The 22,656-nt window shown below is 64.3% G+C and carries 22 protein-coding genes; 8 read left to right on the top strand and 14 right to left on the bottom strand.

What is annotated here, in order from left to right:
* Positions 1-167 precede the first annotated feature (167 nt).
* Together ACR9Y6_RS05065 and ACR9Y6_RS05060 are read left to right on the top strand one after the other, a co-directional pair.
* Positions 168-728, top strand: coding sequence for a TetR/AcrR family transcriptional regulator (locus tag ACR9Y6_RS05065; RefSeq protein ID WP_481280291.1), 561 nt, complete (start codon positions 168-170; stop codon positions 726-728).
* 115 nt (positions 729-843) lie between these two features.
* A complete protein-coding gene (locus tag ACR9Y6_RS05060; protein WP_481280290.1) occupies positions 844-1,782 on the top strand; it encodes an alpha/beta fold hydrolase in 939 nt (312 codons plus the stop codon).
* 2 nt (positions 1,783-1,784) lie between these two features.
* Here ACR9Y6_RS05060 and ACR9Y6_RS05055 read toward each other — a convergent pair whose 3' ends face one another.
* Entirely contained in the window at positions 1,785-2,798 is a 1,014-nt protein-coding gene (locus tag ACR9Y6_RS05055; RefSeq protein ID WP_481280289.1) for an MDR/zinc-dependent alcohol dehydrogenase-like family protein, read from the bottom strand.
* Between the two features lie 112 nt (positions 2,799-2,910).
* Between ACR9Y6_RS05055 and ACR9Y6_RS05050 the strand changes: the two genes are divergently transcribed.
* The gene (locus ACR9Y6_RS05050; RefSeq protein WP_481280288.1) at positions 2,911-3,285 is read left to right on the top strand and encodes a winged helix-turn-helix transcriptional regulator; all 375 of its coding nucleotides are present in this window, start codon (positions 2,911-2,913) and stop codon (positions 3,283-3,285) included.
* Positions 3,286-3,289: 4 nt separating this feature from the next.
* Here the strand turns inward: ACR9Y6_RS05050 and ACR9Y6_RS05045 are convergent, their stop codons facing one another.
* On the bottom strand, positions 3,290-4,183 hold the full coding sequence (locus ACR9Y6_RS05045) for an NAD(P)/FAD-dependent oxidoreductase (RefSeq protein WP_481280287.1): 894 nt from the start codon (positions 4,181-4,183) through the stop codon (positions 3,290-3,292).
* A 126-nt stretch (positions 4,184-4,309) separates the two neighbouring features.
* Here ACR9Y6_RS05045 and ACR9Y6_RS05040 point away from each other — a divergent pair, with 126 nt between their 5' ends.
* Complete coding sequence (locus ACR9Y6_RS05040; protein ID WP_481280286.1) at positions 4,310-4,957, top strand: TetR/AcrR family transcriptional regulator; 648 nt, start codon at positions 4,310-4,312, stop codon at positions 4,955-4,957.
* Positions 4,958-5,138: 181 nt separating this feature from the next.
* On the opposite strand, the gene ACR9Y6_RS05035 is transcribed toward ACR9Y6_RS05040, so the two are convergent.
* A complete protein-coding gene (locus tag ACR9Y6_RS05035; RefSeq protein ID WP_481280285.1) occupies positions 5,139-5,891 on the bottom strand; it encodes an SDR family NAD(P)-dependent oxidoreductase in 753 nt (250 codons plus the stop codon).
* Between the two features lie 160 nt (positions 5,892-6,051).
* Between ACR9Y6_RS05035 and ACR9Y6_RS05030 the strand changes: the two genes are divergently transcribed.
* The gene (locus ACR9Y6_RS05030; RefSeq protein WP_481280284.1) at positions 6,052-6,645 is read left to right on the top strand and encodes a TetR/AcrR family transcriptional regulator; all 594 of its coding nucleotides are present in this window, start codon (positions 6,052-6,054) and stop codon (positions 6,643-6,645) included.
* Positions 6,646-6,663: 18 nt separating this feature from the next.
* Here ACR9Y6_RS05030 and guaA read toward each other — a convergent pair whose 3' ends face one another.
* The 3 genes from guaA to folD all read right to left on the bottom strand — a co-directional run bounded on the left by guaA (position 6,664) and on the right by folD (position 10,689).
* A complete protein-coding gene (gene guaA / locus ACR9Y6_RS05025; RefSeq protein ID WP_481280283.1) occupies positions 6,664-8,220 on the bottom strand; it encodes a glutamine-hydrolyzing GMP synthase in 1,557 nt (518 codons plus the stop codon).
* Positions 8,221-8,309: 89 nt separating this feature from the next.
* Positions 8,310-9,764, bottom strand: a complete 1,455-nt coding sequence (guaB, locus tag ACR9Y6_RS05020; protein WP_481280282.1) for an IMP dehydrogenase — start codon at positions 9,762-9,764, stop codon at positions 8,310-8,312.
* A 70-nt stretch (positions 9,765-9,834) separates the two neighbouring features.
* Positions 9,835-10,689 (bottom strand): bifunctional methylenetetrahydrofolate dehydrogenase/methenyltetrahydrofolate cyclohydrolase FolD, encoded by an 855-nt coding sequence (folD, locus tag ACR9Y6_RS05015; protein WP_481280281.1) that lies wholly within the window; start codon positions 10,687-10,689, stop codon positions 9,835-9,837.
* A 50-nt stretch (positions 10,690-10,739) separates the two neighbouring features.
* On the opposite strand from folD, the gene ACR9Y6_RS05010 reads away from it, so the two are divergent.
* On the top strand, positions 10,740-11,339 hold the full coding sequence (locus tag ACR9Y6_RS05010) for a GNAT family N-acetyltransferase (RefSeq protein WP_481280280.1): 600 nt from the start codon (positions 10,740-10,742) through the stop codon (positions 11,337-11,339).
* On the opposite strand, the gene moeB is transcribed toward ACR9Y6_RS05010, so the two are convergent.
* The 8 genes from moeB to ndk all read right to left on the bottom strand — a co-directional run bounded on the left by moeB (position 11,310) and on the right by ndk (position 19,301).
* Complete coding sequence (moeB, locus tag ACR9Y6_RS05005; RefSeq protein WP_481280279.1) at positions 11,310-12,479, bottom strand: molybdopterin-synthase adenylyltransferase MoeB; 1,170 nt, start codon at positions 12,477-12,479, stop codon at positions 11,310-11,312. The genes ACR9Y6_RS05010 and moeB overlap by 30 nt on opposite strands.
* Positions 12,480-12,505: 26 nt before the next feature.
* Positions 12,506-13,903, bottom strand: coding sequence for a ribosome biogenesis GTPase Der (gene der, locus ACR9Y6_RS05000; protein WP_481280278.1), 1,398 nt, complete (start codon positions 13,901-13,903; stop codon positions 12,506-12,508).
* Positions 13,904-13,926: 23 nt separating this feature from the next.
* Positions 13,927-15,126, bottom strand: a complete 1,200-nt coding sequence (gene bamB / locus ACR9Y6_RS04995; protein WP_481280277.1) for an outer membrane protein assembly factor BamB — start codon at positions 15,124-15,126, stop codon at positions 13,927-13,929.
* The gene (locus ACR9Y6_RS04990) at positions 15,123-15,773 is read right to left on the bottom strand and encodes a YfgM family protein (RefSeq protein ID WP_481280276.1); all 651 of its coding nucleotides are present in this window, start codon (positions 15,771-15,773) and stop codon (positions 15,123-15,125) included. The genes bamB and ACR9Y6_RS04990 overlap by 4 nt, the downstream gene beginning before the upstream one ends.
* A 154-nt stretch (positions 15,774-15,927) precedes the next feature.
* Positions 15,928-16,893 (bottom strand): helix-turn-helix domain-containing protein, encoded by a 966-nt coding sequence (locus tag ACR9Y6_RS04985; protein ID WP_481280275.1) that lies wholly within the window; start codon positions 16,891-16,893, stop codon positions 15,928-15,930.
* An 89-nt stretch (positions 16,894-16,982) separates the two neighbouring features.
* Positions 16,983-17,753, bottom strand: a complete 771-nt coding sequence (gene pilW, locus ACR9Y6_RS04980) for a type IV pilus biogenesis/stability protein PilW (RefSeq protein ID WP_481280274.1) — start codon at positions 17,751-17,753, stop codon at positions 16,983-16,985.
* A complete protein-coding gene (rlmN, locus tag ACR9Y6_RS04975; protein WP_481280273.1) occupies positions 17,743-18,867 on the bottom strand; it encodes a dual-specificity RNA methyltransferase RlmN in 1,125 nt (374 codons plus the stop codon). Before rlmN ends, pilW begins: the two co-directional genes overlap by 11 nt.
* A gap of 8 nt (positions 18,868-18,875) precedes the next feature.
* Positions 18,876-19,301, bottom strand: a complete 426-nt coding sequence (gene ndk / locus ACR9Y6_RS04970; protein WP_481280272.1) for a nucleoside-diphosphate kinase — start codon at positions 19,299-19,301, stop codon at positions 18,876-18,878.
* 244 nt (positions 19,302-19,545) lie between these two features.
* Here ndk and ACR9Y6_RS04965 point away from each other — a divergent pair, with 244 nt between their 5' ends.
* Positions 19,546-20,208 (top strand): TetR/AcrR family transcriptional regulator, encoded by a 663-nt coding sequence (locus ACR9Y6_RS04965; protein ID WP_481280271.1) that lies wholly within the window; start codon positions 19,546-19,548, stop codon positions 20,206-20,208.
* 34 nt (positions 20,209-20,242) lie between these two features.
* Entirely contained in the window at positions 20,243-22,612 is a 2,370-nt protein-coding gene (locus ACR9Y6_RS04960; protein ID WP_481280270.1) for a 3-hydroxyacyl-CoA dehydrogenase/enoyl-CoA hydratase family protein, read from the top strand.
* The last annotated feature ends 44 nt before the right edge of the window (positions 22,613-22,656 follow it).

Genomic DNA, 22,656 nt, shown 5'->3' with positions numbered 1-22,656 from the left:
TATGTAGTGCCTGGTGGGTATGTCTGCATCAGGACCCATCGGCGGCTAGTACACGCATCGTTTCAAAAAGACTTGATTTGGTAGCGATCACTTCCTAACATGAAGACATGTCTAGATCACCTGCACGAGATTCAGCCACCAGGGCGCCAGGGCGCCCCCGGGAATTCGTGCTCGAGGATGTCCTGGACAAGGCGATTGTTGTCTTTAGTGAATTCGGTTATCCAGCAACCTCGCTGGGCAAACTGACGGCGGCCATCGGACTCACCGAGGGCAGCATCTATAAGGCATTCAAGGACAAGCGAGCACTTTTCCTCGCGGCGCTCGAGCGTTATGTCGATCTGCGCGCCGCTCGTCTGGAGCAGGCGCTCTTGGGGGCTCCAACGGGTTTCGAGCAAGTGCGAGCGGTACTGGAACTCTATGTGGACTACAGCCACGGCGCCGCGGGACGACGTGGTTGCTTGGTGGTCGGTAGCGCTGTGGATCTGGCGAGCTCCGATCCGGAGATGGCCAAGCGCGTGAACCTGATCTTCAAGATGCACGAAAAGCGCCTTGTCGGTTGCATCCGGCAGGGACAGGAAGATGGTTCCATCCGTTCTGACGTGGACGCTGAATCCGTCGGACGCTTGCTGGTGTGTGTCTTGCAAGGCATGCGTGTGCTGGGCAAGACCGGCCGCTCCCGCGAGGAAATGACAGGTCCGATCGAGCAGGCACTGAAGCTGCTCGAGTAAGTTTTTTTTGACCAATTTGGTAACGATTGCTATCTAATTAGGTACTGCGCACAGCCGCCAGTCGGACCAATCAGTCACAAAACAGTCATCGAACTTGAAGCGAAGAGGTCTTCTTGTGGAACACGTGATTATTCAAACCCCGGAAAATGACGCAGCGCCCCTTCTCACGCCAGAAGCGTTCTGGTCGATATTCCACCACGGTACGGCCACAGTGAACGGCGTTCGCCTGCACTACGTCGAAGGTGGTCACGGTTCGCCGATCCTGCTGCTGCCTGGCTGGCCACAGAGTTGGTACGCATGGCGATATGTGATGCCGCAGCTTGTCCAGGCCGGGCGCCGTGTCATCGCGCTGGACCCACGTGGCATGGGTGATTCGGAGCGACCGACATCCGGGTATGACATGCAGACCGTGGCTTCGGACGTTCATGGATTAGTCGAAGCACTGGGCCTTCTGGCTGATGGTCCCATCGATGTCGTGGGGCACGATATCGGCGCATGGATCGGCTATGCCTATGCGGCCGGATGGCCGGCGCACGTAAAGCGGCTGGCCGTTTTCGATTCGGCCCTACCGGGTGTCACGCCATTACTGGCGAACGGCATTCCTTCGGAAGAGGCGAACGTGAAGACCTGGCATTTCGCCTTCAATCGTTTGCCCGATCTGCCGGAGATCCTGCTGAAAGGACGTGAGCGCGAGTTCTTGACCTGGCTGTTCCATGCCAAGTCGGTTCACAACTGGGCGATTGGTGCGGTGGATCTGGACGAATACGTTCGCGTCAACTCGGCGCCGGGCGCATTGCGTGCTGCGTTGTCCTACTATCGCCATCAATTCAGCCAACAGGGATTGGCCGAAAGCCGGCAACGCGCCGAACGCAAGCTTGGAATCCCGGTGCTGGCCTTTGGCGCACAGCAAGGCGTAGGCACGATGCTGTTAGAAACGATGAAGCTGGTCGCGGATGATGTGCGGGGTGGAGTATTGAACGCCTGCGGGCACTACATGCCGGAAGAAGCACCCCGTACGGTTGCACGACTCATTATCGAATTCGTGAATGCGTGACACTACAGATGCCGGGTCGGAGGTACGAGAACCGCCCTCGCGTTAGCGGTTCCCTGATAGGCCATCGCAGCTTCAATCTCCTCGAAACGAAAGGTTTTGCCAATCCGGGTTCGAAACAAAGGGTCTGCGATGACCGTGCGCAGATCGGCCATCGCCGCCGCCAGCCGTGTCGGGTCTTGGGCCGTGGTGCTGCTGAAGTTGCTGAATCGCTTCACGACGAGGTTTTTGCTCATGAACAGCCGCGACGGGATTGTCACGGGCACCGAGGCATCCAGCGTTCCATAGATGTAGATCGAGGTATTCATGGGCATGTGTGGCGCAATGCGGTTGATCGAGGCGCCGCCCAGCCCGTCGAACACCGCGGTGGTTGCAAGGCTTTGGGCCAGTTGTTCCAGTTGGTCCTCGAACCCTTCGTCATCCGTCGCCACGACGTGAGCAAGACCCCATTGACGGAGCTCCTCGCCTTGCGCCCGCGAACGCACGAGGTGCACCACCGCAACCTGGCGTTTTTTCGCCAGCGCGGCCAGGGCCAGTGCGGTCGCCGAGGCGCCCGCCGTCGCGATCACACCATGATGGCCTTCGGCCGCAATTTGATCCAGGAAGGCATAGGCCGTGAACGCATTGACCAGCGAACCACAGTAGTCGCGTATCCGCACCTCATCAGGCAGGATGACGCAGCTGGTGTAAAGCAACTGCGCCTTTTCGGACCACAACCCAACCGTCCTGGCACCGATGCCAAGCGACCGATAAATCGCCACGGGCTTCCCCAGGAAGTCCTCCGGCACGTCATCACCGATCGCGGCCACTTTGCCAGCCGCGGACGCGCCCCATACGCTGTTCGATCCACGGAGAACTCGACCGGCCGCGTCGGGCATCGTCAAGAACAGCTTGTCGCCGTGGTTGATGGCGCATGCCTCGATGTCCACGATCACATGACCGGGCGGCGGCGTATCAGGCGTGGGAAGGTCCAGCACGGCCAACCCGCGGCTGGATGTATTGATGCCGATCGCTTTCATGCATGCTCCTCAAGTCCGGCCGTCATTGAAGGGAGTGATACCGGAACCGGGTACATGAGAATCCCAATACTTACTTCTAACAAGTACGGAATTATTTGTTAGTGTCGCCGCCATGAAACTTGAAACGAAGTGCCCTGTGGCGTTCACCTCGCGCATCCTGGGCGGCAAGTGGAAAGCCAGAATCGTCTGGGCGCTCGTCCGGAACGAACCATTGCGTTTCTCGGAGATCCGTCGAGCCTGCCTGCCCGTCAGCGATCGCATCCTGACCAAGGAACTGCGGGAGCTGCAGCACTGCGGCCTGATCTCGCGCAAGGAATTCCCGGTCATTCCGCCGAAAACGGAGTATCGCCTGACCGCCTTGGGTCAGACGCTTCGTCCGGTCATGGCTGTCATGGCCGAATGGGGTTCGGCCAATCGCGAAAACGTGATTGAACCCCCGGAAGATGCCCGCCCACCCGCCTCTACCGAAGACGTCGGACATGACTAGGCTTTCAAACCAGCATCGACTGCTGGGCGAAGATCCCCGCCATCGTGCCCTGCGATGATGCCTGGGTGACCGAGGGCAAGAAGGGCGTGACGAGGTCGCCGGCGGCGTAGATGCCGGGCATGCTGGTTTCGCGGCGCTCGTCGACCTTGAGGACGATGCCGAGGGGTGTATCCACCGTCGCGAGGCCCAGTGATTGATGCAGGCTTGCGGACGGCTTGTTGCGCGGATGGGCGAACAGGATGTCGACCGTGACATTGGGGCCTGTATCGAGATTGACCGTGGCGATGTGGCCCCCGCGATGGGCGATCTCGACGATCCGGCCATCGACGACAGGTATGTTGCGGCGCGCGAGATCGGCTTGGATATCGGGCGGAATGTCGTGACCATCGGCGAAGACAGTCAACGTGTCGGTCCAATCGTGGAACAGCCTGACCGACTGATGCGACTGCGGGCCGGACCAGACGAGGCCCCAATGCTGGCCGGCGACTTCAAAGCCGTCGCAATAGGGGCAAGGCACGATGAATGTGCCCCAGCTTTCGGCAAAGCCCGGGACATCGGGCATCTGGTCGACGACGCCATAGCTCAGGATCACACGGCGCGCCCCACGGCTTTCGCCATCGCTCGTGAGGACGGAGAAGTCGTCGATGGCGCCGGAGACGCTGTCGGCCCGCGCATGGACCAGCCTGATCGTGGGATAACGCGCCAGCTGCCGTCGCGCCTCGGCCAGGATGTCCAGCGGTGGCTTGTGATCGTGGCCGAGCAGGCCATGCGAGTGGCCGGCGAAGCGATTGCGCGGCAGGCCGGTATCGAGCACGGTGACCTTGCGGCGGGCACGGCCGAGCTGCAGGGCAGCGGCGAGGCCGGCAAAGCTGCCGCCGACGATGATGACGTCATCCATGGTGATGGCCCGTGTGGATGGAAAGTTGAAGGACGTGGTTGGAAACCTGCCCACGGCTTGCACATTTTAGATACTACATGGTACCGTAATTCAAGAATTGAGATACTGTCAAGTACTGGAATTGTCGTGACCGAAAACAGCCTGGGCCGGCGCGGCCGGCCCGCCAACGAGGCGCTGGGCCAAGCGATAGTCGACGCGGCGAGCGAACTCTTTGTGGAACTGGGTTTTCAAGCGACGACAATGGACAAGGTCGCCCAGCGGGCGAAGATCTCCAAGCTAAGCATCTATCGGCATTTCGAGAACAAGGAGGCGCTGTTCAGCGCGGCCATCGCTGCTCACTGCCATCAGTTCGCACCACAGGCCCTTATTGAAGGCGTCGACGGTTCGGCCGAAGATCAGCTCATCGCTGTGGGATCATCCCTGCTTCGCACGCTGTTGAGTCCGGACGTCCGCAGTGTCGAAGCCATGATCATGGCCGACAAGACGAATCAAAAGTCGTTAAGCAAGCTCCATTACGAAGCCGGGGCCGCCTATGTCATCGCCCGGATCGAGGCCCTGTTACGCCAGTTGCATGCGAAGGCGGTTCTGAACGTGCCCGATCCTCTCCGGTCCGCCCGCTTGTTCGCCGCGCTTTTCAAAGGATCCGATCTCCTGATCACCGCACGTTTCGATGAGGCGAAAGCAGAGGACGACAACGAAATCGAATCCTATTGCCGGTCGGCCGTGGCCATGTTCATCGCCGCGCACGGCGGCAACGACTATGCAAGCGGATAAGCATTCGATTGCTCATAAATCGTCGTAGAACCCTGGCGCGGCGATGACTCGTCGGGGACGACCAGGCTCTCTCCCGCTTACGACACCATCGCACCTACTCGAAATCCGAATAAATGCAATTTGCCGAAACGCGGTCCCACGACTGGCGGAGCTTGTGCGCCAGCCTCGGGAGCACGAGGGGTCAGACCTGCGCCATGCCGCCATCGACGGCGAGATCCACGCCGGTGATGTAAGAACTTTCATCGGAAGCGAGGAACGTGACGGCCGCCGCGATTTCCTCGGGCATGCCTCTGCGGCCCATCGGGATCTGCGCGGTGAATTGTGCGGCTGCCTGCTCGGCCTGTTCGGCGGTGAGGCCCGTCGTCGTCGCCAAGGCCGGGGTGTCGATCGCTCCGGGGCTCATGGAATTCACGCGGATCCTGCGGTCTTTCAATTCCATGGTCCAGCCGCGCGCGAAGTTGCGTACAGCCGCCTTACTCGCGGCGTAAGCAGTAAATCCCGGAAGCCCGAGGACGTTCGAGACCGAAGAGTTCAGGATGATCGAACCGCCGTCTTTGAAGAGGGAAAGAGCCTTCTGCACAGTAAAGAACATGCCCTTCACGTTCACGTCGAAGGTCTGGTCGAAATGGGCTTCACTAGCTACCGCGAGCGGAGCGATCGTCCCCGCGCCCGCGTTCGCGAAGAGAATGTCGATGTGACCATGTTTCTCTTTCACGACGGCATAGAGCCGGTCCAGATCTTCCAGGCGCGATACGTCGCCGACGACCGTCGTAACGTTTCGCTTGATGGAGGCAGCAGCCTCCTGCAGCTCTTTCTCTCGTCGCCCAGTGATCACGACGTGCGCACCTTCTTCCACGAAGCGCTTGGCCGTGGCCAGGCCGATCCCGCTGCTTCCGCCCGTGATGACCGCAACCTTACCTTCCAGTTTTTTCATGATCTTCTTGACCTTTCGTTCGTGGTGTAAAGCGGCGCCGCTGTTCCCATTGGCACAAAGGCGCCGTATCATTTGGATCATCGATCCACATACTGATTCGAGGCATGTGGATCAGTGATCCAAATATATGGATCAATGATCCACTTGTCAAGAGACACTCATGCGAGCCGACGCAAAAAAAAACTACAGCCACATCCTCACGATCGCGCATGAGGTTCTCATCGAAGATGGTGCCGATGTCTCGATGCGAGATATCGCCCGTCGGGCCAATGTCGGATTGGCGACACTGCTTCGTCACTTCCCGTCGCGGGAAGCCTTGTTCGAAGCGCTGCTATGTACGAATCTGGATGCGCTGACGCAGAAGGCAGGTGAACTCGAAAAATCGAGCTCACCTGGCGAGGCGATCATGTCCTGGTTCCGCGAATGGATGACATTTGCCCAAAACCATAGAGGCGTTGTCGCCCTGATGGCGGCAGCTCATACCAATCCGGACTCCGCGCTTTACGCTTCATGCGCAGCAGTGCACTCAGCGAGTGCCCGACTGCTGCTGCGCGCCCAAGCCGAAGGGACGGCACGTGCCGATATGAATGGGGACGACATGTTCGGCTTGATGGCGGCGCTCGGCTGGCTTGTCGATCTGCCCTCATTCGCGCCACGGGCAGATCATCTTGTTCACCTTATTACGAGCGCCATCCTGACAAACCAGCCCAGCAACGATGTCAAAAAGAAAGGTGTCAAAAAGGCGATGCGCTGAGTCGGATCGGGCCAGAAGTCACTCCCACTCGATCGTAGCCGGCGGCTTCCCCGAAATGTCATAAACAACACGAGAGATGCCACGCAACTCATTGATAATACGAGTGGAGCACTTGTCGAGGAAGTCATACGGCAGGTGCGCCCAATGCGCCGTCATGAAGTCGATCGTCTCCACGGCGCGTAGCGCGATCACCCACTCGTAGGCACGACCGTCGCCAACCACGCCCACCGAGCGCACCGGCAGGAACACGGCGAACGCCTGGCTGACGCGGTCGTAGAGGCCGTGGTTGCGCAACTCCTCGATGAAGATCGCATCGGCGCGCTGCAGCAGGTCGACGTATTCCGGCTTCACCTCGCCCAGCACGCGCACGCCAAGGCCGGGACCCGGGAACGGATGGCGGTAGACCATCTCGCGCGGCAGGCCGAGTTCGACGCCGATACGACGAACCTCGTCCTTGAACAACTCACGCAGCGGCTCGACCAGCTTGAGCTTCATGTGCTCCGGCAAGCCGCCGACGTTGTGATGGCTCTTGATGACATGGGCCTTGCCGGTCTTGCTGCCGGCGGACTCGATGACATCGGGGTAGATGGTGCCCTGGGCCAGCCACTTCACGCCTTCGAGCTTGGACGATTCCTCGTCGAAGACCTCGACGAACAGGCGACCGATGACCTTGCGCTTGGCTTCCGGGTCTTCCACACCGGCGAGCGCGTCGAAGAAACGCTGCTTCGCGTCCACGCGGATGACATGCACGCCCATGTGCTCGGCCATGGTCGACATCACCTGGTCGCCTTCCTGGAAACGCAACAGGCCGGTGTCGACGAAGACGCAGGTGAGCTGGTCGCCGATCGCCTTCTCGAGCAAGGCCGCCACGACAGAGGAATCCACGCCGCCGCTCAGGCCGAGCAGCACGCGATCGGTACCGACCTGCGCGCGCACGCGTTCGACGGCGTCCTCGATGATGTGCGCGGCGTCCCACAACGTGGCCGAACCGCAGAGGTCGACGACGAAGCGGCGCAGCAGCTCCATGCCACGCTTGGTGTGGGTCACTTCCGGATGGAACTGCACGCCGTAGAAGCGGCGCTTGTCGTCGGCCATGGCGGCCAGTGGCAAGCTCGGCGTGGAGGCCGAGACGTTGAAGCCTTCAGGGATCGCCGTGACGCGGTCGCCGTGCGACATCCACACGCCGAGGGATTCACCATCCTGCACCACGGTCTCGAATAGCGCGCAGCTGCCGAAGGTGATCGTGGCCGGGCCGAATTCGCGATGGTGGCCGGCCTCGACCTTGCCGCCGAGTTGCTCGGCCATGGTCTGCATGCCGTAGCAGATGCCCAGCACCGGCACGCCGAGTTCGAACACCACCTGGGGAGCCCTCGGGGAGTCGTCCTCGGTGACCGATTCCGGGCCGCCGGAGAGGATGACGCCGCGCGGGGCGAAGCCGCGGATCTCGTCCGGCGCGTGATCCCACGCCCAGACCTCGCAGTAGACGCCGATCTCGCGAATGCGGCGGGCGATCAGCTGCGTGTACTGCGAACCGAAGTCGAGGATGAGGATCTTGTCGCTATGGATGTCGGTCATCGGGCGGCCTGCAGTTCAAGAATGTCAAAAAGCAGAACGCCCACTTGCGGCGGGCGTCCTGGGTACCTGGAGCGAAGCGCCCGGAGGCGTCAGTCCAGGCGGTAGTTGGGCGCTTCCTTCGTGATCTGGATATCGTGCGGATGCGCTTCGCGCACACCGGCACCGGTCACCTTCACGAACTGGGCCTTCTGGTGGATTTCCTCGATATTGGCCGCGCCCATGTAACCCATGGAAGCGCGCAGGCCGCCCATCATCTGGTGGATGATGTTGCGCAGCGGACCGCGATACGGCACACGGCCCTCGATGCCTTCCGGCACCAGCTTGTCGGCGTCGGCCTCGTCCTGGAAGTAGCGGTCCTTCGAGCCGAGCTGCATGGCGCCGATGGAGCCCATGCCACGGTAGCTCTTGTACGAACGGCCCTGGAACAGCTCGACCTCGCCCGGCGCCTCTTCGGTACCGGCGAACATCGAGCCGAGCATCACCGAGGACGCACCGGCGGCGAGCGCCTTGGGGATGTCGCCCGAGTAACGGATGCCGCCGTCGGCGATGAGCGGGATCTCGCCCTTCAGCGCGGTGGCGACGAGGTCGATCGAGGTGATCTGCGGCACGCCGATGCCGGTGACGATGCGGGTGGTGCAGATGGAACCGGGGCCCACGCCGACCTTCACCGCGTCGGCGCCGGCGTCGAGCAGCGCGCGCGCCGCCTCGCCCGTGACGATGTTGCCGGCGATGACCTGGACCTGCGGGTAGCGCTTCTTGACCCAGCCCGTGCGGTCGATCACGGCCTGCGAATGGCCATGCGCGGTGTCGACCACGATCACGTCGACGCCGGCATCGATCAGCGCTTCGACGCGCTGCTCGGTATCACCGCCCACGCCGACCGCGGCGCCGACCACGAGGCGCTCGTGCGAGTCCTTGGCGGCGTTCGGGTTGTCGCGGGCCTTCTGGATGTCCTTCACCGTGATCAGCCCACGGAGCTGGAAGCCGTCGTTGACGACGAGCACCTTCTCGATGCGGTTGCGGTGCAGCAGTTCGAGCACTTCGTCATGCGAGGCGCCTTCCTTGACGGTGACCAGGCGGTCTTCCCGGGTCATGATGTTGCGGACCGGGTCGTCGTGCTTGCGCTCGAAGCGCAGGTCGCGGCTGGTGACGATGCCGACGAGCTTCTCGCCGTCGACCACGGGCACGCCGGAGATGTTGTGCGCGCGGGTGAGCGCCATGACCTCGCCGATCGAGGTGTCCGGGCGGACGGTGATCGGGCTGCGGATGACGCCGGCCTCGAACTTCTTCACCAGGCGCACTTCCGCGGCCTGCTGGGCTGGGGTCATGTTCTTGTGGATGATGCCGATGCCGCCGTTCTGCGCCATGGTGATGGCGAGGCGGGCCTCGGTGACGGTGTCCATGGCGGCGGACACGATGGGGATGTTCAGGCGAAGACCGCGCGTGAAGCGCGTCGAGGTGTCCACATCGCGCGGCATGACCGTGGAGTGGCCGGGAACCAGAAACACGTCGTCGTAAGTGAGTGCCTCGGCAAGGATGCGCATAGCATTAGTCCCGCGAGTAAATCGCGGCATTATACCGTGCGTTGCAACAAAGCGACAGCCGCCGATGCACTCAGCCGTCGATGGCCTCGGCGGCTTCGAGCGTGTTTTCCATGAGCGTCGCCACCGTCATCGGACCGACGCCACCCGGCACCGGAGTGATCCACGAGGCACGCTCCGCGGCCGGCGCGAACTCCACGTCGCCGACCAGGCGCCCGTCTTCCAGGCGGTTGATGCCGACATCCACGACCACGGCACCCGGCTTGATCCATTCGCCCTTGACCAGTCCCGGCTTGCCGGCGGCGACGACCAGGATGTCCGCCTGGGCCACGAAACCAGCTAGACCCTGCGTGAACTTGTGACAGCAAGTCACTGTACTACCTGCAATAAGAAGCTCAAGCGCCAAGGGGCGGCCCACATGGTTCGATACACCGACGATCACCGCGTGCCTGCCGCGCACCGGGCGGTCGGTATGGCCGAGCAAGGTCATCACGCCCTTCGGGGTGCACGGACGCAGGCCGAAACGACGCAGCGCGAGGCGTCCCACGTTCACGGCCTGGAAGCCATCCACGTCCTTGCCAGGATCGATGCGATCGACCAGCACATCCTCGTCGATGTGTTCGGGCAACGGCGACTGCACGAGGATGCCGTGCACGGCGGGATCGGCATTGAGCGTATCGATCAGCGCGAAGAGTTCGTCCTGCGTCGTCGTGGCCGGCAAGTCGTAACCGAACGATTCGAAGCCCACCTGCTGGCAGGCGCGGCGCTTGTTCTTCACGTACACGGAGGACGCCGGGTCGTCGCCGACCAATACGACGGCGAGGCCGGGCGCGCGACGCCCCTCGGCCACACGCTTGGCTACGCGGCGGCCGATGTGCTCAAGGAGTTCTTGGGCGATGCGCTTGCCATCGAGGATGCGTGCGGTCATGGGAGGGTCGCCCTGCGAAAACGCGGCATTATCGCCGATACAATGTGGGCGTGACCATCGATACCCTTCCCTATCCGCACGACCTCGGCGATGGCGTCGTGTCGCTTCGGGCGCACCGGCCTACGGATGCGGAGGCGCTCGCCGCCGCCGTGCGCGAATCGGCCGCCACCGTGGGCCGCTGGCAGGACTGGTGCCATGAGGGTTATGGCACGGCCGACGCCGAGACGTGGCTGGCCGTGTGCCGCAAGGACTGGTTGCTCGGCGACGGCTACGAGATGCTGATCGTCGATGCGCGCACCGACGTCATCCTCGGCGGCATGGGCGTGAACCAGCGCAACCGCGAGCAGCGCTTCGCGAACCTGGGGTATTGGGTGCGCCAGTCGATGCAGGGAAACGGGATCGCGACGCGAGCCGGACGTCTGGCGATCCGCTTCGCCTTCGAAACGGTCGAGGTCGCACGACTGGAGATCGTGGCCGCCTGGGACAATCTGCCGAGCCGAAAGACGGCTGAACGGCTTGGAGGTGTTTTCGAAGGAAGGTTACGTAAACGACTGGTAGTACAGGGAACTTCTGTCGATGCCGCGATGTATTCCGTGGTCGCCGAGGATCTGGCGGGAACATCAGCCAGCGGAAGCGCACATCCGCTCTAGATCCACGTAGCCTTCGAAACGAGCCCCCGCTCCGCAGCCCGGACAATCCGGATCGCGCCGCAGCACCAGTTCGCGGAAGCGCATGCCGAGCGCGTCGTAGGTAAGCAACCGGCCGACCAGCGGCTGGCCGATGCCGAGCACCAGCTTCATCGCTTCGGTGGCCTGGACCAGGCCCACCAGTCCCGGAAGCACGCCCAGGACACCGGCCTCGCTGCAGTTCGGCGCATCCGCCGCCGAAGGCGGTTCGGGGAACAGGCAGCGATAGCACGGCGAGTCGTCGCGGCGCGGGTCGAAAACGCTGGCCTGGCCGGTGAACCGCTCGATCGCGGCGTAGACCATCGGGATGCCCAGCCGCCGCGTGGCCGCCGCCAGCAGATAACGCGTGGCGAAGTTGTCGGCGCCATCGATCACCACGTCGTGGCCGCGGATCAGATCCTCGACGTTCTCCGCACGCAGGCGATCGACGACCGTCTCCACGCGCACGCGTGGATTCAGCGCCGCCACCGTCATGCGGGCCGATTCGGCCTTGTCCATGCCGACGCGGCCATCGGCATGGACGACCTGCCGGTGCAGGTTGGAGCGTTCGACGCGATCGTCGTCGACGACGGTGAGGTGGCCCACGCCCGCCGCCGCCAGATAGAGCAAGGCCGGAGATCCGAGGCCGCCCGCGCCGAGCAACACTATCCGCGCCTCGCCCAACCGCGCCTGGCCCACCTCGCCGATTTGCGGCAAGAGCACCTGTCGCGCGTAACGTTCGGCGGCATCCGTATCCAGCGCGCCCGCGCTGACCGGTAGGCCCGCGGCCTTCCATGCGCCCATGCCGCCGGCGATGGAAGACACCCTGCGATAGCCCATCCGCTGCAACGCCTCGGCCCCGAGCAAGGAGCGCTGGCCACTGCCGCACAGCACGAGGATCTCGCGCTGACGGTCGGGTTCGCTTTGTTCGATGCGCAACTCGAGGAAACCTCGGGATAATCCCAAGGCGCCGGAAGGCGTGCCGGTGGCGCGCTCGTTGTCTTCGCGAACGTCGATGAGCAAGGCACCGCCGAGTTGCCGGGCCAGTGCCTCGGTGGCGGAGACTTCGGCGACGCGCGAACGCAGTTCGGCCAGCCATCGGTCCCGGTTGAGCTCTTCGGTCATGCGAGGCCTCCTCGACGGGGCGACGCTTATTTTTCGCGTCGCTTCGCGTTACGGATCATGCGCTGGCGGCGGCGCTGCTGGCCTTCCGTCAGGACGTTCTTCTTACCGGCGAACGGGTTCTCGCCATCGCGGAAGTCGATCCGCACCGGCGTGCCTTCCAGGCGGAAACGCTTGCGGAAGAAGCCTTCCAGGTAGCGACGATACGCCGGCGCGATGTGTTTGGTGCGACTGCCGTGGATCACGATCGTCGGCGGATTGGAGCCGCCCGGGTGCGCATAGCGCAGCTTCGGGGCGTGACCGCGCACCAGCGGCGGCTGGTAGGCCTCGTAGGCCTTCTCCAGGGTACGAGTCAACTCGCTGGACGTGAGTTCCTTGGTCGCGGCGGCGTGGGCTCGGATGACGGCTTTCATCAGCTCGCGCAACCCGGAACCATGCAGCGCGGAAATGAAGACCGTCTTCGCCCATTCGGCGAACTGCAGGCGCCGTTCCAGGGCCTTCTGGGTCTGCTCGCGCTGGTAGCTGTCCATGCCGTCCCACTTGTTGACGGCGATGACCAGCGCGCGGCCTTCCTCGATGGCGTGGCCGATCAGCGTGAGGTCCTGGTCGGCCAGGTTCTCCCGCGCGTCGATCATCACGATGGTGACTTGCGACGCAGAAATGGACTGTAGCGTCTTGATAACACTAAATTTCTCTACCGCTTCCTCGACGCGCGCCCGGCGTCGCACGCCAGCGGTGTCGATGAGCGTGTAGCGCCGCCCATCCCGTTCCAGCGACACGCGAATCGGGTCGCGCGTGGTGCCGGCGACATCGGAAACGATGAGGCGGTCTTCGCCCAGCAGGCGATTGATGAGGGTCGACTTGCCGGCGTTCGGCCGGCCGACGATGGCGACACGGATGCCCTGGTCTTCGAGGCCCGGGTCGTCGTCACGGTCGTCCGGCAGGTACGGCAGCGCTTTGGCGACCAGCGTATCGACGCCACGATTATGGGCTGCCGACATGGGCAGCGTGTCGGCGATGCCGAACGAGGCGAATTCGCCGAGCGCCAGCGTCTCGTCGACACCGTCGGTCTTGTTGACCACGACCATGACGGGCTTGCCGCTGCGGCGCAGCTCGTTGAGGATCGCGGCGTCCAACGGCAGGATGCCGTCGCGCGCGTCGACGACGAAGACGAGCAGGTTCGCCTCGGCGATCGCCGCGCGCACCTGCACGGCGGTGAGGCCTTCGATACCTTCGTCGTTGCCCGACAGGCCACCCGTGTCCACGACCACGAAGGGCCGCGGACCGAGGCGACAGACACCGTAGTGCCTGTCGCGGGTGACGCCGGGCATATCGGCGACGAGGGCGTCCCTGCTACGCGTCAGCGCATTGAAGAGGGTCGACTTACCGACATTGGGGCGGCCGACCAGGGCGACGACGGGTAGCATGGGAGATACATCTATCCTGTGAATCAGTTCGCCGGGATGCGGTAGGCGCCGATATGGCCCTCGACATCTTCGACGTACACGGTGTCACCCACCACGAGGGGCTGGGCACGAATGGCTTTCTTGGAGAGGCGCTCGCGGGCGACGATCTTGCCGTCGCTGCCGTTGAGCCAGTGGATATGACCGTCGAGGTCGCCGACCACCACGTAGTTGCCCTGCGCCGCCGGGCCCGTGAGCCAGCGATATTTCAGGCCGTCCTGCTTCCAGACGTTGGCGCCGCCCGACTTGTCGAAGGCGAACACCTGCGACTGGTCGTCCACGCCGTAGATCGAATTGCCATGCACGTCCAGCGAGGTGAACGTGGAGAACGCGTGGTTCCACAGCGGGCGGCCGCTGGGGCCGTCGATGCCGGTGAGCTGGCCATGATAGGCCGCCCCGTAGAGCGTGCTGCCGTCGAGGACGAGCGCGCCGTCGGCATCGGCCAGGCGATCGATCTCGGTGCGGCCTTCGCCGCTGGCGAGGGTCTGTTCCCAGAGCTTCTCGCCATTGTCCAGGCGGATGGCGACGAGCTTGCCGGCATCGCTGCCCATGAAGACCACGCCATTGGCGACCAGCAGGCGGCCATTGCCGCGCAGGCTGAGCAGCGGCACCTGCGACTGGTCGTAGACCCAGCGGCGCTCGCCGCTCTTGGCATCGATACCGTACACGCGGCCGTCGTTGCAGCGGACTACGACGAGATCGCCGACGATGACCGGCGCGGTGATGACTTCGGACGAGACCTCGGCGGCCCAGCGGCGCTCGCCGTCCTTCGCGTTGATGCCGTACAGGTGACCGTCGAGCGTGCCGATGGCGACGAGATCGCCCGCGGCGCCCGGACCGCCCGAGAAGCGGGCATCTTCACGCTTGGCATCGCCCCAACCGAACCAGCCGTGCTGGCGGGTGCTCTTGGACCACAGCTTCTTGCCGGAGGCGGCATCGAAGGCGGCGATCTTGCCGTCGGTGCTGGCGGCATACAGCACGCCATCGGCGACCGTCGGGCGCATGCGCACGCCGGATTCCGCCGCGCCATCACCGATGCTGGACTTCCACAGGCGCTCGACCTTGAGCGAGGGCTCGAACTTCTTGTCGAGCGGGGTCGGCGGTTCGACGTTTTCCTTCTTGAACGAATGGCAGCCGGCCAGCACGGCCAGCGACGAAGTCAACGCGATTGCCCAGAAACGTTTCATGCACCCTGCTTCCCGGCCACGGCCAGATCATCGAGTTTGGTTTGAACCACACCGCGTTGCGGTGCGCTGTCGCCCATCGCGGCGATCGCCGCCTGATAGGCCTTGCGTGCGTCGTCCGGGCGTCCCAGCTTGACCAGCGCATCGCCGCGGAGTTCCTGCGCGAGCGCGACGAACACGCCGCCCTTCATCGCGTCGAGCGCGGCGATGGCCTCCTGCGGCTTGCCCTGCGCGTACTTCAACTGTGCGGCGCGAAGGTCGACGAGGGTCTTCAGGGAATCGTCCTTGGCGTGTGCCCGGGCCCATTCGAGGTCCCCGGCGGCCTTGTCGAGCTGACCCGCCATGACATTGCGCTGCGCGCGCTCGCCGGCGGCGAACACGGACCACGCCGTGTCCGAATAATCCTTGAGCAGGGTCTCGGTACGCATGTCGATCTCGTTGGCGCGGTTCTGCGCCACCGCGACCTGCAAGGCCGAGTATTCCGTGGCGGCGGCCTGCTCGTGATTCGCGCGATGCGATTTCCACTGCTGCCAGCCGAAGATCAGCACGAGGCCGAGGACGATGCCGACGGCGATGGAAACGCCGTTCTTGCGCAGCCACTGCTGGACGCGTTCGCCTTGCTCGTAATCGTCGTATACGTCGAATGCCATGCAATCACCCACTGCGCTCCGCGCAGCAAAACCAAGGAGGAAACGAGCCCGCGACCGGCCATCGGCGATGGGCGGCGCGGATCAATAGGCAAGGATACCCGAAAAGCACGGGCGGGCGGCGCCGCGCGACAACCGCGCGGCGTGCCGGGGAGGATCAGAACGCGACGGGAGCAGCCTTGCCGTCGCGGATGTCGACGCGGAACCGAGCCACGTTGGCGCGGCGGAACCCGTCGAGTTGCACGGGCTGGCCATCGACCGTCACCTGGGCGCCGCTGGCATTGCCGATGCGGACGTCCAGCGGGGTGTCGCTACGGTAGGACTTCTGCGTCCCTGCCGGCAGGATGCCGTACTCCAGCCGCGAGCCGTCGGCGGCGGTCACTTCCACCCAGCTGGCCGAAGGCAGGTTCAGGGTCAGGCTGTGACCGCCCTGCCCGCCACCGGCCTCGGGCGTCGCCGCCGTGGTGGCCAGCGGTGCCTTGGCGGTGTGGTCCAGCGGCGGGAACATCGCCATCGAGGCGAGCAACGGCTGCTGGTCCTCGGTGTGCTGCTCGGTCGCGGGGGCCGGCTTGTTGTCGCTGGTGGCCGCGGTGGCGACCGCCGCGCTCGACGACGAACCGGCGGGCGCGTCCTGCTGGGCCACGGGCGCCGCATCGAGGGGCGCAAGGCGCGCCATGTCGCGGTCGAGCGTGCCACGCACGCCCAGCCAGATCATCGGCACGACGATGACCGCGGTCAGGACCACATAGGTGGCCGCGGTGACATAGCGTTCGAGCAGGTAACGCGAATGGGAAACGCCACCCGTGACCACGAGGTCGGGCTGGCGCGGCGTCAAGCGCGCGAGTTCGGCCTGGATGGCCTCTTCGTCGACACCGACGTGACGACCGTATTTGGAGAGGTAGCCGGCGAGGTAGACCTGGTAGTCGATACCGCCGTATTCGCCGGCTTCCAGTTGGCGCAACAGGCGCGTCGGCAGGCGCAGGGCCTGCCCGCAGGCCTCGATGCTGTAACCGCGGGCTTCGCGTGCCGCGCGGAGGCGCGCGCCGAAACCGCCGGTACCGGACGAATGGTCGATCAGTACGCGACCGCCGTCTTCGCTAACCGCTTCGAGCTGGGGGTCCATGCTTTGCTCCCTGTCTGCGTTCGGCTCGAGTCCGGCGAACAAGTCCTGTTCGCGTCCGTCCCGACCGGAAGAATTCGAAGATGCTGTGGTCATTGACGTGCGGTGGCTTCGAGTGCGCGCGCGGGTTCCGAATCCGGGAACTTTTCACGCAAGCGCTTGGCGTAGTCCTGGGCACCCTCCCCGTTGCCCAGACGGAGCTCGATATCGTGACCGAGCTTCAACGACTCCGGACTCGGGTTTCCCAACGCCTCGTAGCGTTGCAGGAAGGCACGGGCCCTGAATGCATCGTTCTTAAGGTACAACACGTGAGCCATCTGATACAGGGCATCCGCGTTATTCGGATTGCGCTGGACGGCCTTGCGGAAATAGCCCTCGGCCGCGTCGTAGTCCTGCGATTGCAGCAGGCAGGTCCCGGCATTGGCCAAGGCGAGGTCCGGCGTCTCGTAGAACGGATCGGCCAGGGCGCGGTCGAAGAACGCCCTCGCTTCCGCCGGACGGTTTTGCTTGCAGAGGAAAACGGCGAGATTGTTGTTCACCGAACCCTTCTTCGGATCGAACTCGACGGCCTTGCGATAGTGCAACTCGGCGTTGACGGGATCGTTGATGCGCTCGTAGAGAACCGCGATCACCGTATGCGCCGGAACGTATTTCGGGTCGAACTGGAGCGCCTTCTGCAGTTTCTCCATGGCGCCCTTGAGGTCGCCGTTCTGCATGTAGCGCTGGCCGAGCTCGGTGTGGACCTCGGCCCCCTTGGCACGGTCATCGGCGGCCGTCGAGGGTTTCAACCCCGTGCCGTCCCCCACGCAGCCGGCGCACGCGAACGCGAGCGCCGCCAGCATCCCCCACCGCTCAAGCCGCATTCACCACTCCCTCTGCGAGTTTCTTGCGGAATTCCGCCTGACGGCGGGTGCGATCCACCACTTGCCCCTTCAACTGCCCACAGGCGGCGTCGATGTCGTCGCCACGGGTGCGGCGGAGCATCGTCAGCACGCCGGCGTTGAGCAGCTGGGTCTGGAAGGCGCGGATCTCTTCCTGCCCCGAACGCTCGAAGCGCGTACCGGGGAACGGATTGAACGGAATCAGGTTGACCTTGTTCGCCCCCGGAAGCCGGCGCATGAACTTGATCAGCTGCCGGGCATGCTCCGGCTGGTCGTTCACGCCCTTCATCAGGGTGTATTCGAAGGTGATCGACGTGCGCGGGGCACGGGCGATGTAGCGTTCGCAGGCACCCATCAGCTCGGCCAGCGGGTAGCGCTTGTTCAGCGGCACCAGCTCGGTGCGCAACTCGTCGTTGGCCGCGTGCAGCGACACGGCGAGCGAGACGTCGCTCTCGGCCGAGAGCTTGTCGATCATCGGCACGAGTCCGGCGGTGGACAGGGTGACGCGCTTGCTGGCCAGGCCGAAACCGAGGTCGTCGCGCATCAGGCTCATCGCCTTGACCACGTTATCGAAGTTCAGCAGGGGCTCGCCCATGCCCATCATCACCACGTTGGTGATGCGGCGCTGCTGGTGCGGCACGTTACCCAGGTGCTTGGCCGCGACCCAGACCTGGCCGATGATCTCGGCCGTGGACAGGTTGCGCGAGAAGCCCTGTGTAGCTGTGGAGCAGAACTGGCAGTTCAGGGCGCAACCGACCTGGGACGACACGCAGAGCGTGCCCCGCGTCGGCTCGGGGATGTACACGGTTTCGATGGCGTTGCCGCCATCCATGCCGAGCAGCCACTTGTGGGTGCCGTCGACCGCGGCCTTCTCGAACACGGTCGTCGGCGGCCCGATGTAGCAGGTGGCGCCGAGCTTTTCGCGAAGTGCCTTGCCGACGTCGGTCATGTTCTCGAAATCGCTTTCGAGACGGTGGTAGATCCACTTCATGACCTGCTCGGCGCGATACGGCTTCTCGCCGATCTGGGCGAAGAAATCGCGCAGACCCTTGCGGTCGAAGTCGAGCAGGTTGACCTTTTCGGCGGGCGTATTCACGGCGTCACTCAGTGCGAAACGACATCCGAGTCGTTGAAGAAGAACTTGATCTCGGTCGTGGCGTTCTCGGCGGAATCCGAACCGTGCACGGCATTGGCGTCGATCGAATCGGCGAAGTCGGCGCGGATGGTGCCGGCGACGGCTTCCTTCGGGTTGGTGGCACCCATGAGGTCGCGGTTCTTGAGGACGGCGCCCTCGCCTTCCAGCACCTGGATCATCACCGGGCCGGAGATCATGAACTCGACCAGCGCCTTGAAGAACGGACGCTCCTTGTGCACCGCATAGAAACCTTCGGCTTCTTCGCGGGTCAGCTGCTTCATCTTCGCGCCGACGATCTTGAGGCCGGCCTTCTCGAAGCGGGCAAGGATTTCACCGATGACGTTTTTCTTGACGGCATCCGGCTTGATGATCGAAAGGGTGCGCTCCAGCGCCATACGGGTGCTCCGGGAAATGGAAAAAGGACAGGAAAATCTGCCAGGGTCCGTGCGGACGCCCGGTGAACGTTTGGGGCCAAAGCCGTCCGGAATGACTGACTTAGCTCACGAAATCTTGACAGATTCTAGCTCAATCGCAAGTCGTTTGCAGGCATGTGCGGTCGCAGATTGACCCGCCCGGGCAGGCGGGCGTACTCTCAAACGATCGTTTGATTCAAACCACCCGCCTGCGGAGTCCGCCGACATGACGAGCGCACCCTACGCGTCCCGCGAACGCAGCACGAAGGAGCGCATCCTCGGCGCCGCCGAGGCCCTGTTCGCCACCCATGGCTTCGCCGGAGCCTCGCTGCGCCAGGTCACGGCCGCGGCCCGGGTCAACCTGGCGGCGGTGAACTACCACTTCGGTTCCAAGGACAAGCTGATCGAGGAAGTGTTCCGGCGCCGCCTGGACGAGCTCAACAGCCGCCGCCTGGCCGCCCTGGGCAAGGTGGCCGGCAAGGAAGACACCCGCCTGGAGGACGTCCTCGACGCCTATATCCGGCCCGCGCTCGACCTCTCCCGCGTCGACGGTGGCGGGGCGGCCTTCGTCCGTGTCCTGGCCCGGGCCTATGCCGAGCACAACGAGACCCTGCGCCGCTTCCTCTCGGAAAACTACGGCCACGTGCTGCGCCAGTTCGCCGGCGAGTTCGGCCGCCTGCTTCCCGGCCTGGCCAAGGAAGAGATCTATTGGCGCCTGGACATCGTCACCGGCGCCCTCACTTACGCCATGGCCGACTTCGGCATCATCCAACGCAAGAGCGACGTCGCCGAGCGCGACCATCGCGAGACCGCCGCCGAGCACCTGATCCGCTTCGCCGCCGCCGGCCTGCGCAACCCATCCGTTTCGAATTCCCCGGCCAGCCGCTGACCGGGGAACGATTCTTGAGCCATCGGAGATCACCATGACCGCAACACCGTTACGCATTCGCAAGGCCGCGGTTCTCGGCGCCGGCGTCATGGGTGCGCAGATTGCCGCGCACCTGACGAACGCCAACGTCGAGACCGTGCTGTTCGACCTGCCCGCGAAGGAAGGTCCGAAGAGCGGCATCGCCATCAAGGCGATCGCCAACCTCGCGAAGCTCTCGCCGGCACCGCTGGCCGACAAGAACCTGGCGGCGGCGATCATCCCGGCCAACTACGAGGAAGACCTCGCCCTGCTGGCCGACGTCGACCTGGTGATCGAGGCCATCGCCGAACGGATGGACTGGAAGCTCGACCTCTACACGAAGATCGCGCCGCACGTGTCGAAGACGGCGGTCCTGGCCAGCAACACCTCGGGCCTGTCCATCAATGGCCTCGCCGAGGCCTTGCCGGAGGAAATGCGCCACCGCTTCACGGGCGTGCACTTCTTCAATCCGCCGCGGTACATGCACCTGGTCGAGCTGATCCCGACCCGGCTCACCGACAAGGGCGTGCTCGAAGGCCTCGAAGCCTTCCTGACGACCACCCTCGGCAAGGGCGTGGTATACGCCAAGGACACCCCGAATTTCATCGGCAACCGCATCGGCGTGTTCTCGATGCTGTCCACCATGCACCACACGGAGAAGTTCGGCCTGGGCTTCGACACCGTCGATGCCCTGACCGGCCCGGGCATCGGCCGCCCCAAGAGCGCCACCTTCCGCACGGCGGACGTCGTCGGCCTGGACACCCTGGCGCACGTGGTCAAGACCATGAGCGACACCCTGCCGGACGATCCCTGGCACTCGTATTTCCAGCCTCCGGCGTGGCTCAAGGCGCTGATCGAGAAGGGCGCGCTCGGCCAGAAGACCGGCGCGGGCGTCTATCGCAAGGCCGGCAAGGACATCCAGGTGCTCGACCTGCAGAAGCAGGATTACCGGGTCTCCGAACAGAAGGCCTCGGACGAGGTCTCCGCCATCCTCGCCATCAAGGATCCCTCGGAGAAGTTCGCCAGGCTGCGCACCTCGTCCGATCCGCAGGCGCAGTTCCTGTGGGCGGTTTTCCGCGACCTGTTCCACTACTCCGCCTATCACCTCGCCGACATCGCCGATACCGCGCGTGACGTCGATTTCGCCATCCGTTGGGGCTACGGCTGGAAGCTCGGCCCGTTCGAGATCTGGCAGTCCGCGGGCTGGCAGCAGATCGCCGGCTGGATCGCCGAGGACATCGCCGCGGGCAAGACCATGAGCAGCGCCCCCCTTCCGGCCTGGGTCACCGATGGCCGCGGCGGCGTGCACGGCAAGGCCGGCTCCTACTCGGCCAGCGCCAACGCCGAGAAGCCGCGTTCGAGCCACCCGGTCTACGCCCGCCAGGCCTTCCCCGATCCGATCCTCGGCGAGAAGTTCGACCAGGGCACCACGGTCTGGGAGAACGACGGCGTGCGCCTGTGGCACGCGGGCGACGACATCGGCGTGATCTCGTTCAAGACCAAGATGCACACGGTCAACGACCAGGTGCTCGACGGCATCCAGCATGCGATCGGGCTGGCCGAGCAGCAGTTCCGCGGCGTGGTGCTCTGGCAGCCGTCCGAGCCGTTCTCTGCCGGCGCGGATCTCAAGGGCGCGCTCGGCCTGCTGCAGGCGGGCAAGCTCGCCCAGTTCGAGGCGATGGTGGCGAACTTCCAGGCCACCAGCATGCGCATCAAGTATTCGCTGGTGCCCGTGGTGGCCGCGGTGCGCGGTCTCGCCCTCGGCGGTGGCTGCGAATTCCAGATGCATTCGGCGCGCACCGTGGCGGCGCTTGAAAGCTACATCGGCCTTGTCGAGGCCGGCGTGGGCCTGCTGCCCGCCGGCGGCGGCCTTAAGGAACTGGCCGTGCGCGCGGCGCAGGAAAACCCGGACGATCCGTTCGAGTCCTTGAAGAAGGTGTTCGAGACGGTGGCCATGGCGAAGGTCTCGGCCAGCGCGCTGGAAGCGAAGTCGCTGGGCTTGTTGCGCAAGGACGACATCGTCGTCTTCAACAGCTACGAACTGCTCCATGTGGCCAAGGCGCAGGCCCGGGCGATGGCCGAATCGGGTTACCGTCCGCCGCTGCCCGCCCGCGCCATCCCGGCCGCGGGCGACGTCTCCACCGCCACGTTCAAGGCCTCGCTGGCGAACCTGGCCGAGGGCTATTTCGCCTCCGCCCACGACATCGAGATCGCCAGCCGCATCGCCGACACCCTGTCGGGCGGAAAGATCGAACGCGGCTCGCCGGTCGACGAAGCATGGTTGCTCGCCCTGGAACGCCGCCACTTCGTGGAACTGGCGCAGACCGAAAAGACCCAGGCCCGTATCGCGCACACGATGACGACGGGGAAGCCGCTGCGTAACTGACGCGCCACGCGCTCTTACGCATCCGACCTCCTCACTTAAAGGAA

It is taken from the genome of Luteibacter sp. TLI7-4A (assembly GCF_056754745.1).
Note: the sequence above shows the minus strand (reverse complement) of the source record. Positions and strands in the feature narration are given on the sequence as shown.